The organism is Flavobacteriales bacterium TMED191, assembly GCA_002171975.2.
In the GTDB taxonomy this organism is placed as follows: domain Bacteria; phylum Bacteroidota; class Bacteroidia; order Flavobacteriales; family TMED113.
Map to the genome: position 1 here is coordinate 58,527 of NHIO02000024.1, position 14,001 is coordinate 72,527.

At 29.8% G+C, this 14,001-nt stretch carries 21 protein-coding genes; all 21 read left to right on the forward strand.

Translation table 11 applies throughout. From position 1 onward, the window contains the following. Positions 1-6 precede the first annotated feature (6 nt). The 21 genes from CBD51_002425 (at position 7) to CBD51_002525 (ending at position 13,814) form a co-directional block, all read left to right on the forward strand. Positions 7-774 carry a hypothetical protein gene (locus CBD51_002425; protein ID RPG59870.1) on the forward strand — a complete coding sequence of 256 codons (768 nt, stop codon included), beginning with the start codon at positions 7-9 and terminating at the stop codon, positions 772-774. A 146-nt stretch (positions 775-920) separates the two neighbouring features. After that, positions 921-1,337: a hypothetical protein gene (locus CBD51_002430; protein RPG59871.1), complete on the forward strand. Its 417-nt coding sequence runs from the start codon at positions 921-923 to the stop codon at positions 1,335-1,337. A gap of 353 nt (positions 1,338-1,690) precedes the next feature. Beyond that, the gene (locus CBD51_002435) at positions 1,691-2,425 is read left to right on the forward strand and encodes a hypothetical protein (GenBank protein ID RPG59872.1); all 735 of its coding nucleotides are present in this window, start codon (positions 1,691-1,693) and stop codon (positions 2,423-2,425) included. A gap of 56 nt (positions 2,426-2,481) precedes the next feature. After that, complete coding sequence (locus CBD51_002440; protein RPG59873.1) at positions 2,482-2,820, forward strand: hypothetical protein; 339 nt, start codon at positions 2,482-2,484, stop codon at positions 2,818-2,820. 43 nt (positions 2,821-2,863) lie between these two features. Beyond that, positions 2,864-4,720, forward strand: a complete 1,857-nt coding sequence (locus tag CBD51_002445; protein ID RPG59874.1) for a hypothetical protein — start codon at positions 2,864-2,866, stop codon at positions 4,718-4,720. Between the two features lie 257 nt (positions 4,721-4,977). Further along, positions 4,978-5,337: a hypothetical protein gene (locus tag CBD51_002450; protein RPG59875.1), complete on the forward strand. Its 360-nt coding sequence runs from the start codon at positions 4,978-4,980 to the stop codon at positions 5,335-5,337. A gap of 58 nt (positions 5,338-5,395) precedes the next feature. Further along, positions 5,396-5,869: a hypothetical protein gene (locus CBD51_002455; GenBank protein ID RPG59876.1), complete on the forward strand. Its 474-nt coding sequence runs from the start codon at positions 5,396-5,398 to the stop codon at positions 5,867-5,869. 49 nt (positions 5,870-5,918) lie between these two features. Next, positions 5,919-6,974, forward strand: coding sequence for a hypothetical protein (locus CBD51_002460; protein ID RPG59877.1), 1,056 nt, complete (start codon positions 5,919-5,921; stop codon positions 6,972-6,974). Between the two features lie 4 nt (positions 6,975-6,978). Then, positions 6,979-7,518 (forward strand): hypothetical protein, encoded by a 540-nt coding sequence (locus CBD51_002465; GenBank protein ID RPG59878.1) that lies wholly within the window; start codon positions 6,979-6,981, stop codon positions 7,516-7,518. Between the two features lie 71 nt (positions 7,519-7,589). Next, positions 7,590-8,081, forward strand: coding sequence for a hypothetical protein (locus tag CBD51_002470; protein ID RPG59879.1), 492 nt, complete (start codon positions 7,590-7,592; stop codon positions 8,079-8,081). Between the two features lie 73 nt (positions 8,082-8,154). Further along, positions 8,155-8,601, forward strand: coding sequence for an isoprenylcysteine carboxylmethyltransferase family protein (locus tag CBD51_002475; GenBank protein ID RPG59880.1), 447 nt, complete (start codon positions 8,155-8,157; stop codon positions 8,599-8,601). Positions 8,602-8,644: 43 nt separating this feature from the next. After that, on the forward strand, positions 8,645-9,121 hold the full coding sequence (locus CBD51_002480; GenBank protein ID RPG59881.1) for a hypothetical protein: 477 nt from the start codon (positions 8,645-8,647) through the stop codon (positions 9,119-9,121). Position 9,122: 1 nt separating this feature from the next. Continuing rightward, on the forward strand, positions 9,123-10,148 hold the full coding sequence (locus tag CBD51_002485; protein ID RPG59882.1) for a hypothetical protein: 1,026 nt from the start codon (positions 9,123-9,125) through the stop codon (positions 10,146-10,148). After that, on the forward strand, positions 10,149-10,553 hold the full coding sequence (locus tag CBD51_002490; GenBank protein ID RPG59883.1) for a hypothetical protein: 405 nt from the start codon (positions 10,149-10,151) through the stop codon (positions 10,551-10,553). Positions 10,554-10,679: 126 nt separating this feature from the next. Continuing rightward, positions 10,680-10,964 (forward strand): hypothetical protein, encoded by a 285-nt coding sequence (locus tag CBD51_002495; protein RPG59884.1) that lies wholly within the window; start codon positions 10,680-10,682, stop codon positions 10,962-10,964. After that, entirely contained in the window at positions 10,961-11,326 is a 366-nt protein-coding gene (locus CBD51_002500) for a hypothetical protein (protein ID RPG59885.1), read from the forward strand. Before CBD51_002495 ends, CBD51_002500 begins: the two co-directional genes overlap by 4 nt. A 187-nt stretch (positions 11,327-11,513) precedes the next feature. Then, complete coding sequence (locus CBD51_002505) at positions 11,514-12,146, forward strand: YceI family protein (GenBank protein ID RPG59886.1); 633 nt, start codon at positions 11,514-11,516, stop codon at positions 12,144-12,146. A gap of 1 nt (position 12,147) precedes the next feature. Continuing rightward, positions 12,148-12,330, forward strand: coding sequence for a hypothetical protein (locus CBD51_002510; protein ID RPG59887.1), 183 nt, complete (start codon positions 12,148-12,150; stop codon positions 12,328-12,330). Positions 12,331-12,485: 155 nt separating this feature from the next. Further along, positions 12,486-12,926, forward strand: coding sequence for a DUF4281 domain-containing protein (locus tag CBD51_002515; protein RPG59888.1), 441 nt, complete (start codon positions 12,486-12,488; stop codon positions 12,924-12,926). A 37-nt stretch (positions 12,927-12,963) separates the two neighbouring features. After that, positions 12,964-13,239, forward strand: coding sequence for a TIGR03643 family protein (locus CBD51_002520; protein RPG59889.1), 276 nt, complete (start codon positions 12,964-12,966; stop codon positions 13,237-13,239). 269 nt (positions 13,240-13,508) lie between these two features. Then, complete coding sequence (locus CBD51_002525) at positions 13,509-13,814, forward strand: hypothetical protein (GenBank protein RPG59890.1); 306 nt, start codon at positions 13,509-13,511, stop codon at positions 13,812-13,814. The last annotated feature ends 187 nt before the right edge of the window (positions 13,815-14,001 follow it).

Genomic DNA, 14,001 nt, shown 5'->3' on the forward strand with positions numbered 1-14,001 from the left:
TATCTTATGCGAAAACTATTCTTTCTAATACTTGTTCCACTGCTAAATTTTGGCCAACAAACCTTTGTCCCCGATGATGCTTTTGAACAAGCATTAATTAATTTCAATATTGACCCAAATCCGATATTGGATGACTCAGTTCCTACAGCTATTATTAGTACCCTAGCTAATCTAGCTATTGATAACAAGGGGATTAACGATCTAACAGGAATCGAAGATTTTATATATCTTGATTATTTAAATTGTGAAGGCAACAATCTAGAAGAACTGAATCTAAGCGGCAACAGCCTATTAACCTTTTTAGATTGTAGTAACAACAATTTAAATGAGCTTAGTCTAACGAATAATGCGCTATTAAATACATTAAACTGCTCTAATAATAACCTAAATAATTTAAATATTTCTAATTGTATAGAATTAAGCCACTTACAATGCGACAATAATAACTTAAATGAATTAGATGTATCAAATAATACAGAACTAATTGGACTAACCTGTACTGATAATGATTTAGATTGCATACAAGTATGGAATGTTGATTTTGTTTTATTAAATCAAGCTGATTGCAGTTGGAGTGGGCAAATGGATTGCTTTCAAAAAGATGAAATTGCTATATGGTCTTTAGACTGTAATTTAGCTGCTAATACTGAAGAGTCCTTAATAACAAATCCAGTAAAAAAATCCTTTAATCTACTAGGTAAAGATACCGACGACTCTTATTTCATTTTTGAAATTTATGAAGATGGATCCGTTAAAAAATATTTAAAATTTTAATTTAGAATTAAGTAAATAGGGAATCTATACAATAACTTATTTGCTCTAATTAAAATAAATAGAATTAGATTAATATAACTAGGTTTTACCTTTGGCATAACATTTGATGTTAAAATAATATCATTAACCTTTAATTATTTTATGTTATGAAAAAAGCTATTTTATTAATAATTGTTTTATCCACTGTCTTTTCATCACAAGTTTTTAGCCAAAAGCACAATAAACATTTCTACAACCACAGTCATGCATCACATAATCAAAATTTAAATTTTGCTGGTGGATTTATTGCTGGACTATTGTTAAACGATTTTTTTGCACCTTCGATAAATCAAAGAGAAATGTACTTTGTTTATAACTATAAAAATAATAATTGGAGATTGAAAAAAGATATCAGAAATGATTTTGGTTTTCATTTTAAAAATACCAGATTAATTGCAAGATTTGAAAATCCTAATGGAAGAGGAGACTTTTTTGTCAAGATTAATAGGCATGGACGTTGGTTTGTAGATGCTCCTAAAAAATTAACACAAATTTTAAAAAGAAAAGTGAGAAGAAATTTATAGTCTAAAAGAGTGAAGAAAATATTTATAAACTAAAATTATATATTTGATAGTTTGATAAAGCTAATTGCTGGAAAAACTAATTTTTAGATTTTATTAAATTATTTAGTTTTTCTTTTAATTTTCCTAGCTTTATTTTTCGCCACCATACTTTATTTTCATCACCTTGCTCTTCTGCGCGGTGAATCTTTTTGTTGAGTTTAATAATTTTCTTGCCTAAATATGAAGCATCCATTTTTTTCATATTGCAATTTACAAAATTTAATAGTTATGTTCTAGGATGTATTAAAGCAAATAAATTTAAGTAAGTCAATATAAATATCTAATTCAATATTATAAAAACTTATCTTTGAGCAATGAAGAGTCTTTTCTTTCTTAGTATACTGCCTTTTTTTATTTTTGGTCAAACACCGTGTCTAGATGCAGTTGCAAATGCCTCAGGTTTAATTGGAGAATTTATACCTCAATGCCAAGAGGATGGTTCTTATTCACCATTACAATGCTGGGCAAGTACTGGATATTGCTGGTGCGTTGATGAAAATGGAAACGAAATAGCCGGCACATCGTTGGGGCCGGGTCTAGGAATACCAGACTGTGAATCTACACAATTAAATTTATGTGACTCTATATATATATATCCCGTTAACTATGATGAGATTAATAATATATTTCAAATCAGTATAGATATGAACTTTAGTGATGAATTTTGGTTTGGATATTGTGGCTTAATGATTACTAATAGTCTAGGGGATACAATCGCACAAGAAAACTTGAATACTTCTAGTAATGTATATGGTTTAGGCTCTGGAATGAGTGAATTAAGATATTTAGTAATAGAGCAAGCAAGCTTAATGTTTCCAATAAATGGGCAAGTACATTTAGTTGAAGGTTTTTTTGCTGGAAAGAGTAATATTGCGTGTTCATGGCCATTTTATTTTAACTACAAAAATAATTCTCAGCTTATAGAAGATGAAGTAGAACATAAATTAATAAGTACCTATGATTTCTTGGGTCGAAACACAACTTTAAATAAGTCATCAATAATTAAATATAAAAATGGAAGTGCTGAGAAAATAATAATGATAAAATGAGAAAAACATTTTTAACATTCATGATACTTGCTCTTGTAATAAGCTGTGATTAAAATATAACAAACTCTGAAGACGAATCTGATGCAAAAGTAACTCATACAGTCTTTGCAGGTAATTTTTACTTTGACCCAACCAATATAATTATTAATCAGGGGGAAGAAGTCAGATGGATTAACGATGGTGGACTACATGATGTTGATGGAGAATTGAATTCTTTAACAAGTGAGCCCTTTAACAACCCTGAAACATTTAATTCTCCATCAACATCTGTTGTGGGAGCCGAAATATATAAACATTTATTCGAGGTCCCCGGTATTTATAATTATGATTGTTCCGTAGGAGGGCATGCAAACAATGGCATGATTGGAACTATCACTGTTACAATACAAGACTAAGTGCTAAAATCCTTATATTTAGCTCATAACAAAATATATTATCATGACAAAGTTTAAATTATTAATACTATTATCATTTGTTTTCCCATTTTTATACGCTCAGTGCGATGGAGGTGAATTTGAAGTGTCGTTTGAAACATATAGTGGAGAATGGGCGGAAGAAATGTCATGGTCAATTATTAATAATGATGGAGAGATTGTATTTTTTTATGACGGAGCCGAAAATGATAATGACACATGGTATAACCAAAATATATGTTTAAATATAGGATGCTATGCCTTTGAAGCAAATGACAGTTACGGTGATGGATGGAATGAAGGATTTGTTGATTTAAGTTCTGTAAATTCTGACGTTGATTTTGGCAAATCACCGTTAAGTATTGAACTAGAAAATGGTTCCTTGGGTTATACTTTATTTCAAATTAATGATTCTGAATGTATATATAGTGGATTAGGCTGTACAGATGTAAATGCAAATAATTACAGTGAAACAGCTTTTATAAATAATGATTCCTGTGAATATTCTTGTAAAGAGGGGGAATACGTGCTAGAAATAGAAACAATTACAGGAGATTGGGCGGACGAAATGAGTTGGTCCCTTTACAGTTTTCAGGGATGGAATAATCAAAGTAATGCAATTAGTTCTTTTCAAGGAAACGGTAATTATCAGTCCAATTATACACAAATTTGTGTAAATGAACCTGATTGTTATATAATTATTGGAAATGATAGTTTTGGAGATGGTTGGGAAGGAGGAAATATATCTGTATATGTAGATGGATTTAATGTCTTGGAAGAAATCACTATAGAAAATGGCTTTGATGGTTATTTTACATTTGAAATAAATGAAAAAGAATGCTCATGGGAGTTTCCTGGCTGCACAAATTCAGATGCTATCAATTATAATCCCTATGCCAATATAGATGATGGTTCCTGCATAGAGACTCTGATCTTTAATTTTGACGGATTGGAAAGAGAGTATTTATTACATCTACCTAATAATGTAGCTAAAAATGCGCCATTAGTATTTGTACTTCATGGCTACACAGGAAGTGCACAGGGAATTATGGATTATTCTGGCATGAATGAAGTTGCAAATGATAATGGATTTGTTGTATGTTATCCACAAGGAACAACTGACCAATACAATAATTCTTTTTTTAATGTTGGATACGAATTTCAAAACAACCCGACTGTAAATGATGTTGGTTTTATTGTTGCTTTGGCAGAATATCTTCAAGACACCTACCAATTAAGCACGATTAATACATTTTCAACAGGAATGTCCAATGGTGGAGATATGAGCTATATGCTTGCTTGCCAAGCAAGTTCAACATTTAGGGCAATTGCTCCAGTAGCAGGAATGATTATGGAAAATATCTATCAAAATTGTAATTCTGAAAACCCAGTACCTGTGTTTGAAACTCATGGGACAGATGATGATGTAACTTTATATGACGGCGACCCAAATAACAATGATGGATGGGGGATATATTTAGGCATACCATCAACAATAGATTTTTTTATTAATCAAAATAACTTGACTGATTTAAGTTTTACTGAATTACCAAATTTAGATACCGGAGATGGAAGTGTAATAGAAAGTTATATCTACTCTTCCTCTATTTCAAATAATGAAGTTTGGCTATATAAAGTTATTGGAGGAGGACATGACTGGCCAGGTGCATGGGGAAATATGGATGTTAATATTAGTGAAGAAATCTGGGATTTTTTTAGTAAAATGTCTGTTTCTGAAAGTTCTTTTATTGAAGAATCAAATGTCTCAAAAAAAGAGTTAATTAAAGTTATAGATGTTTTGGGTAGAGAATATAGTAGAGACCAATTACAATTAAATATCTTTAATGATGGTTCAGTTGAAAAAAAATATATTTTAAAATAAACAAACTATGGTGAAATATAAAGTAATCAGTGTTCATGATTGGTGGTCAAATATATCACTAGCAAACAAAATGGAGGAAGCATTAAATATACACTCCAAAGATGGATGGGTATTAGAAAATTTTGAATTAGGTCAATATGTTTACAGTGCAATAATTACTTTAAAAAAGTAAACTTTTTGTGAAACAACTTCTAATTTTCTTGCTTCTATTACCAATTTTTTGTTTTAGTCAAAATTATAACCAGCCAAAAAATTATATGTCAATTGGATTATTTGATCATAAAGCCGGATTTAGTTTTGTTAGTTATTCTAGATCAATAGTTAAAGACAACCAAAACGATTTTTTTATTGGTTGCGGTTCGATGATAGCACTAAACACTTTTGTGATTGGATATAAAAAATACTTGCTTAAATCATTTGTCGATGGATATTCCGTGGCTTCTTTACAAAAAATATATGGTATGTCTGGAGATTCTAATGCTGCGTGCATCTCACTTGGATTGGAAAAAAGAATTTGGAAAAATTTTTTTTTAAATACTGGAGTTAATATTACCCATTTATTAAAAGATCAAGAATTTTTAATATTTCCTTCTTTTAATTTAAACATTCGTTATTAACCACAAATACGCAAGTTTAAAAAAAGCAATATATTTGAGGATGAGAATTTTTTTGGTTTTGTTAATAATTTACGGTTGTAATTCCCAGTTTATTTTAGAATGCGATTCTGATGATTATTTTATTTCCCCAAATCCTAACCAAAATACTGGTTTAAAAAACCAAAATCGTGAGGTTGTTACAACATTTTCTGAAATAGAAATGACTTCACAATTTAATGAAACCAATATGAGCTGTAAAGAAGTGCTGGCCTATTTCTTCCACTGCAATATTTGTTTTAACAATGACACAAGTTATTTACAATCTTACAGTGGTAAAATCTATGAACTAAATAAGGCAAAAGACCCCAACATGTTTACTAATAATGTAATTAACTTAATTAGCTCTATGCAAATGGGTCAAGAGGAATATAAATCTTTCTTAAATAACTTGAAAAGTGACTTTTCAATAAAAGAAAAAAAATTACTTAAAACTCACCTTAAAAACTCTACATCTAACAAAGTAATTTTCTCAAAAAAAATTCAAACTCACTAAAACTAGTATATTTATAGAATGAAAAAAATTTATCTTAAATTAAACTATTATGAAAAAATTATTATTACTTCTTATTATACCTTTTTTAAACTTTGGACAACAATTGATTACAGAAACAATTTTTTTTGAAAATCAAGAAAGAGAATATATAATATACCTGCCTGAAAGTTATAATGCATCAATTGAATTTCCAGTTATGTTTAGCTTTCATGGAGGGTCTGGATATGCTCAAGACTTTATCTATACAAATGATATGAGACCGATTGCTGATACTGCAAATTTCATAGCAGTATACCCTCAAGGAGCTGTAGATCCTGAAGGCGGGACTACCTCATGGATACATAAGGCACCGACTGATCATGATGACATATTTTTTATTGAAGCAGTCATTGAAGCCCTAGACGCCGAGTATGCTATCGACCAAAGTCGCATTTATGCATGTGGATATTCCGAAGGCGCTATTTTTTCTTATGAACTTGGGTGTCGATTAAATGATAAGATTGCTGCTTTTGCTGCAGTTTCAGGTAGCATGCTAACAGACTACTACAGAAATGATATATATAACTGGGCTTCATGCTCACCAGTTAGTCCAACTGCTATGATGCTTATAATGGGTACAGTTGATCAAAATCCTCATTCTACTTACGAAGGTTTATCTTATGGTGATATGCCTCTATATATGTCAGTAGATGACATTACAAGTTACTGGTCAAACTATAATAATACTGACCTTAATCCTATTATAACAAATGTTGATAACACTTCTCTTAGTGATGGTAGTACTGTAGAAAGAAAGAGTTGGTTAAATGGCGATAATTGCACATCTATTCAAGAACTAAAAGTTATTGGTGGAGACCATGACTGGCCAGGTTCTTTTGGAAATATGGATATCAATGCGTCTTTAGAAATATGGAATTTTGTTTCACAATATAATACCTCGGGCTTAATTAACTGTAATATAACATCATCCTCCGAATTTGAAATAATACATAAAAATTTAACCGGAAAGATAGACTTCCTTGGAAGAGGATCCTGTGATAAAATGGGGCTCCAAATATACTTATATGATAATGGTTCTGTCGAAAAAAAATATCTTGTGAAATAAATTTATGAGGCAATTCATACTACTTATTCATGTCGTGCTATTATTCAGTTGTGAGCAAGATGTTAACAATAATAATAATCTTATTGGAAAATTTTCGTGTATAAACAATAGTTGTATTGCATCCGAAGATGGGCCATATACAACACTTAATGAGTGTATAAATAATTGTAATATTAATAACATTTATGCTGGTAATTGGAACTTTAGAGGAAATGACATTTCGTATTCAGGCTACTATGTATATGATTCTCTACTTAATTCTCAATGGATATCAAATGTGACGTATACAACAAATTATAATGATAGTTTGGGTACTATTCAGGTCGGCAAAAATATAGACGAACTTATTTTTAAGTATTGTGAAGCATGTGATCCTATTATTTATAATCTTAATGACAGTGGTTTTGTCTACTCAGAGAGTTTGGGTGGAAATATTGGTTGGGTAATTACTGACACTACTTTTTTTAATATCGTTACACCTCAACCACCGGGATATTCATCGAGCTATTCAACTTATAATATTGAGGGATGGAAATTAGAATAAACCCGGACTAAAAAATCATAAATAGTATTTATGAAAACTCTCTACAAAGATAAAAAATCTATGTTTATATTATGGATACATTAAGTCATGCCTTATGGGGAAAAGGGGTTTTTGGATATAGAGGCAGGCCATACTGGAGTCTCTTTTTTGGAGCCCTCCCTGATCTATTTTCTTTTGGTTTATATTTCATTATTAGTTTAATATTTAGTCCTTATAATATTAAATCAGGGAAACCAAAAATTGATGAAATCCCTGACTACGTGTTTTACTTATATGACATAACTCATAGTTTAATAATTGCTTTTGTATTTATTGTATTGGTGTACTTTTTTATCAAAAAAGATATTGCGTTTGCCATGCTGGCTTGGCCTTTACATATAATGTTAGATTTTCCATTTCATACAGCTGATTTTTTCCCTACTCCTATACTTTGGCCAATTTTTGATATCCGATTTGATGGTATCTCATGGTCAAAACCATACATTTGGTTTTCAAATATTACAGGTATAATTATTTTATATATATATCGATATAAATTTTATAAAAAATCAAACTTTAAATAATTTTAATTACGTATAATAGCAAAAGCTATTTTACTAATGAAAATCAATATTTAAAATAAATAAAATTCTATTTATGAAAAACAAAATTCCACCCCCAATTGTAACGTTATTATTTGGTTTAGCTATTTATTTATCTAAAAACCTTTTTCCTCACCCTAATAATCATTTCCTAGATTGGGTTAGTGTTCTATTATTATTATTCGGCATTATTATAATCCGCTCGGCTTTTTTATTATTTAGAAATTATAAAACTACTATTAATCCGGTAAATCTCACAAAAACATCATCACTTGTCAATACTGGAATTTTTAAATATACTAGAAACCCGATGTATCTAGGAATGGTATTAATATTATTGTCTATAGGACTAAAATTTAATTTGTATGGCGGCATAATCCTTGTTTTTATATTCGTATTATTTATTACAAAGTTTCAAATTATTCCAGAAGAAAAAGCTATGGAAAAATTGTTTGGGCAAGAGTTCAAAAACTACAAAAGCATAACTAAACGTTGGATATAATAACATGTCATTTTAAATTATTAAAAACTTGTATATTTGCTTTATGAAAAAATTACTAATTCTTCTAATTATTCCTTTTTTAAGTCTTTCACAAAACTTCAATAATATCAATAATAATCTGATTTATAATAATAGTCAAATCGTTGGCTGTGTAGACTTAGATGAAACACTTATAGATTTAGTTTCTATTTTTGGTGACACATCTATTTTGGATGGATTACTAGGCTGTGCTGAGCTTATTCCTACTTTAGAATCCGGTATTCTTTCTGCATTTCTTCCATTTGACATTCCATTAGATTGTAATACAGATTTAACTCCGTTTGGGTATATAGACATGAATGTTTCAGATGTGTGTGAATGTTCATGTCAAAATTATTTAGATATATCCCAATTTAACTTTACCACTCGTAAATTAATTAAAAAGCTGTCTATTCTTGGGAAAATAACGCGTAACAACATTAATGGTGTTCAATTATATATCTATGATGATGGTTCTATTGAAAAAAGAATAGTTCAATAAAATGAGAAAACTTCTACTTTTTTTTATTATTCCTTTTTTATCACTTGGACAATTACAAACTGAAAATTTAAATTTTGAAAACAATAATAGAGAGTATTTAATTTACACGCCCAAGAATTACTCTGACAACAACCCCGCACCTATTTTATTTGCGCTTCATGGAGGTGCTGGATATGCAATAGATTTTATGAACTATGAAGCAGATTTTCGTTCTATTTCTGACACATCTGGATTTATATTGATTTATCCCCAAGCACTAGAAGATCCCGAAACTGGATATACTAGCTGGATGCATAAAGAACCCACAGATCACGATGATATTTATTTTATTGAAACAATAATCGAGGAGGTTTCATCAAATTATAATATAGACCAAGAAAGAATTTATGCATGTGGATATTCTTTAGGGGGGATGTTTTCTTATGATTTAGCATGTAGGCTTAATTATAAAATTGCTGCGATAAGTTCGGTAGCCGGTGCAGCATTTGTAGGTGCATTTAATAATTGCAATCTTATTCATCCAACTGCGGTTCAAAGTATTGTCGGTACCAATGATGATATTCATCCATATAATGATCTTAACGGTTGGTATAATCCGGTTAGTGTGATTAATAACTATTGGTCCAGCTTCAACAATACCGATATTAATCCAATTATTGAACAACTACCTGATTTAAATAGTTTTGATGGTAGTACGGTAGAGCGATATTCATGGATGAATGGAGACGGTTGTGTTTCGGTTGAAGAATTAAAAATTATAAACGGAGGACATGATTGGCCCTCGCCACTAGCCTCATGGGGGAATCAAGATATTAACACAAATATTGAGGTATGGAATTTTGTTTCTAAATTTAATACCAATGGTTTGATTATTTGTAATACCACAAACTATATAGAGCTTGATGTAATAAATTCTAAACAATTAATTAGGTCAATTGATCTTCTGGGAAGAGAATCTATAAATAATGGCTTCCAATTAAAAATCTATAATGATGGTTCTGTAGAAAAAAAACATCTTTTAAGATAAATGAAACTAATATTATTTAATATAATCGTAAGCGCTATATTAACAACCATTATTCTAGTTACACAATTTGTTAACTATCCTCTTCTTAAATACGTTTATAAGGACTTTTCTACTTTTCATCAAAAATATGTAACAAGAATTGGCTACATAGTAGCCCCTATAATGGTACTTGAGTTTATAATCACAACAACTATGCTTTTACAGGATTTTGATGATAGTTTAAAAAAAATTAGTGCCCTATTAGTTATCTTGATTTGGCTAAGCACTTTTTTTATTCAAGTTCCAATACATAATCAATTATCATTAAGTAATAAACTAAACTTAAATTTATTAATCCATTCAAATTGGATTAGAGTTGTTTGTTGGATATTGAAATTAATAATATCAATAATATTATTTGCATAAAATGCTTCGGGCATAAAATAATTTTAGCATGACCATTATTTTTAATTAAACTTATGAAATAAACACACACTTTAAAAAAACTTTAATTATATAATAAACCAGTATATTTAAGTAAAATTTATCGTTATGAAAAAATTAATACTCATTCTTTTTTGTTTCCCTTTGTTTTCAATGAGCCAAAGTGGATGTCATGTCTTTGGTAAAATTAAATTTGTTGATTACGGAGAAGATTATAAAGTTAAGTTTGTTGATTACGGAGAAGATTTGAAAATAAAATATGTTTCATATGGAGAGAAAAAAGTTGGAAAATGGAAAGCAGTAGATTATGGAGAGGATTTTAAGATCAAAATTGTTAAATATGGGGAAGACTTTAAAGCAAAAGAAGTCACCTATGGAGAGGGTTGTAAATGAAAAAACTATTCCTAGTTATTATTATTCCTTTTATAAGTTTTGGACAAATTGTGACTGAAGATTGCAGCTCCATTCCGGACCCAGGACCCTGTTTTGGATGTGGGTTCATATATTGGTTTAATCCAACAACATCTCAATGCGAAGAATCGTGTTGGGGTTTATGTGATGGATTAGTTCCTTTTTGGACATTGGAGGATTGTCAAAATAGTTGTGAAAACAATTCATTTATAAAAGAAATTAAAAACCCAAAATCTCTCATTAAAATAATGTCCATCTTCGGAAAAGAAGTCAATCACAACAAAGGCTTCCAAATATACATCTATGATGATGGTTCATTAGAGAAAAATTATGTTATAAAATAATAGTACCCAATTTCATAGGACTCCATTTTAAGACTAAAACCTATAAAAATAGTGTCCCCGCATACTGTTTATAGATGGATTTTAATTTAAAGAAAAAAAATTAATAAAGAAATATTAGGTGTTTATTTAGATAATATATTTTATTTTGTATAACTTTGAAGAAATAAAGCTATACAATATTTTAATTATGCAAAATAAATTTATCTACTTTTCTATTTTGTTAACCATATTATCATTCATGCCATCTTTTGCTTGTGAAAATTGTGGTTGCAGAGCAGATTCAAATAAAAAAACTTCTCACATTCACAATAAAAATATAACAACAAGTGACATATATGCTCAAAAAAGCACAATAGTCTGGAAGGCTAGTAAAGTTGGTGGTACACATGAAGGAAATATAGCTATTAGATCCGGTCATCTCCATTTTGAAGAAAACAAACTTGTTTCAGGAAAAGTTAACATTGATATGAACTCAATATTTTGCACAGATCTTGAAGGAACATACAAAGAACAGCTTGAAAAACACTTAAAATCTGCCGATTTTTTTGATACTAATAAACATCATATTGCGTCAATAGACATTCTAGAATGTAAACACAAGGGATATGGTAAGTATGATATAATCTCCGAAATAACTATCAAAGGAATTACTAATACAGAGGAATTTACTGCCTCTGTTAAAGACGGTAAAGCCAGTGCCGAAATTACTCTAGATAGAGCAAAATATGATGTTAGATATGGTTCTGGGTCATTTTTTAGTAATCTCGGAAACAATCTGATTTATGATGAATTTGAATTAAAAATTAATTTGACTTATTAATATGAAAAAGATTAAAAATTTCTGGAAGATATATTATCCTGTTATATTAGCATTTCTATCATTCTTATACTCTGTAAGCCTCTGGTTTTCTGGTCAACAACTTGAAGGCATCTTTGTAGGAATATGGGTTCCTTCAATTTTAGCACTTTCTATTGTAATAAGACAGCGAAAAAACGACAACTAATTATTTATTAAATGGAAAACTTATTAATGTTTATAATTGGCTTAATAATATTTTGTGCTTATATGTTCACTTTGTTATACAATATATACAATGCAAACGCCGAACAATCAAAAATAAATGACAATGACCCTGAGTTAAAAAACTAAATTAGAATTATGGATTTATATTCAATTTCGTTTTTAATATCAACTATTTGGGTCGGTCCATTTTGGTTTGCAATGTTAATACGTCCCTATGATAAAAAAACAAATAATATTATGGATAAGCAACTGTTTTTTTTAGGTCCGATAATCATTTGGTTTGTAATTATGATCTTAAACCCAAATGGATTAATCGATTTTTTAAATAGCGGCTCTCATCCAGACGGTTTTTTTGCAGGTTTAACTCAGGGAATGTCAACCAAGGCAGGTGTTTCAGCAATGTGGGCACACATGGTGGCAGGCGATATTTTTGTAACAAGATGGATATGGGCTAATTGTGTGAAAAATAATGATAAAATATGGCTACTTAGATTGAGTGTGTTTTTTGGTGTAATGCTTATGCCTTTAGGATTATTAATATATTTGATTTTTCAAAAAAAATATATTATAAAATAAATATGAGAAATTAAGAAACTGTATTAAAATACATTCGATGAATTATAATCCAGAAGAAATTGATAGAATCATTGAAATGGCGTGGGAAGACAGAACACCATATGAAGCTATTCTATTTCAGTTTCAATTAACTGAGAGAGGAGTTATAAAATTGATGAGGTCAAATTTAAAAGCGTCTTCATTTAAAAGATGGAGAAAACGTGTTAACAATGGAGCCAGCAAAAAACACCTTAAAAAAAGAAATCCTGAAATAAATCGTTTTAAATGTTCAAGACAAAAAGCAATAACAAATAATAAAATAAGTAAACGTTAAATAATAAAGGCTTCCAATTACACATATATAATAATGGCTTTGTAGAAAAAAGTCTATTATAAAATAAAAGCACCCATTTTCGTAGATGCTTTAACTTTTGCTGCCCTACTGGACTAATCTCGAACCATTTGCTAAAGTATTTGAACGACTTTCATCTTTTACTATAGGGAGGTTCAAGCCTGTCAAAATCACCTAGCCTGAATTGAGTATTAGACTAACACTTCCCTTTCAATATTAAAAATTATTATATTTGAATAAAATACAATTTTATGAGAACACTTGTTTTAATTTTAATGATAACTTTTTTTAGTTGTGCGCCTCAAAGAAAGATAGGCTTTAACGCTTCCGAAAAATCAATAAAAAATGAGATCAAGTCATACAATGTTGTGGGAAACTTAAGAGTCGTTATAGAGCCTGGAGAAGCTAAATACGACAAGGCAATGATGGCCGCAATTGAAGAATATGGGCAAGGTATAGATATCATGAATATTAAAATAGACAAACCCGTTCTAAAATTTGATAATTATGGCGATGGTAAAGTAATTCTTAATTGCCTCGTAATTAAATACAAATAATAAAATAAAAGCACCCACTTTAGTAGATGCTTTATATGTTGCTTCCTTTTCAATACTAAAACCACTATACTTGAAGTATGAAAAGTTTATCGATTCTGTTTATACCCCTTGTGTTCTTCTTTAGTTGTGAACAAGAAGGAACCCATTACCGTTGTTCAGCGGGAACGCCTGGAATATTTCCTGTCCC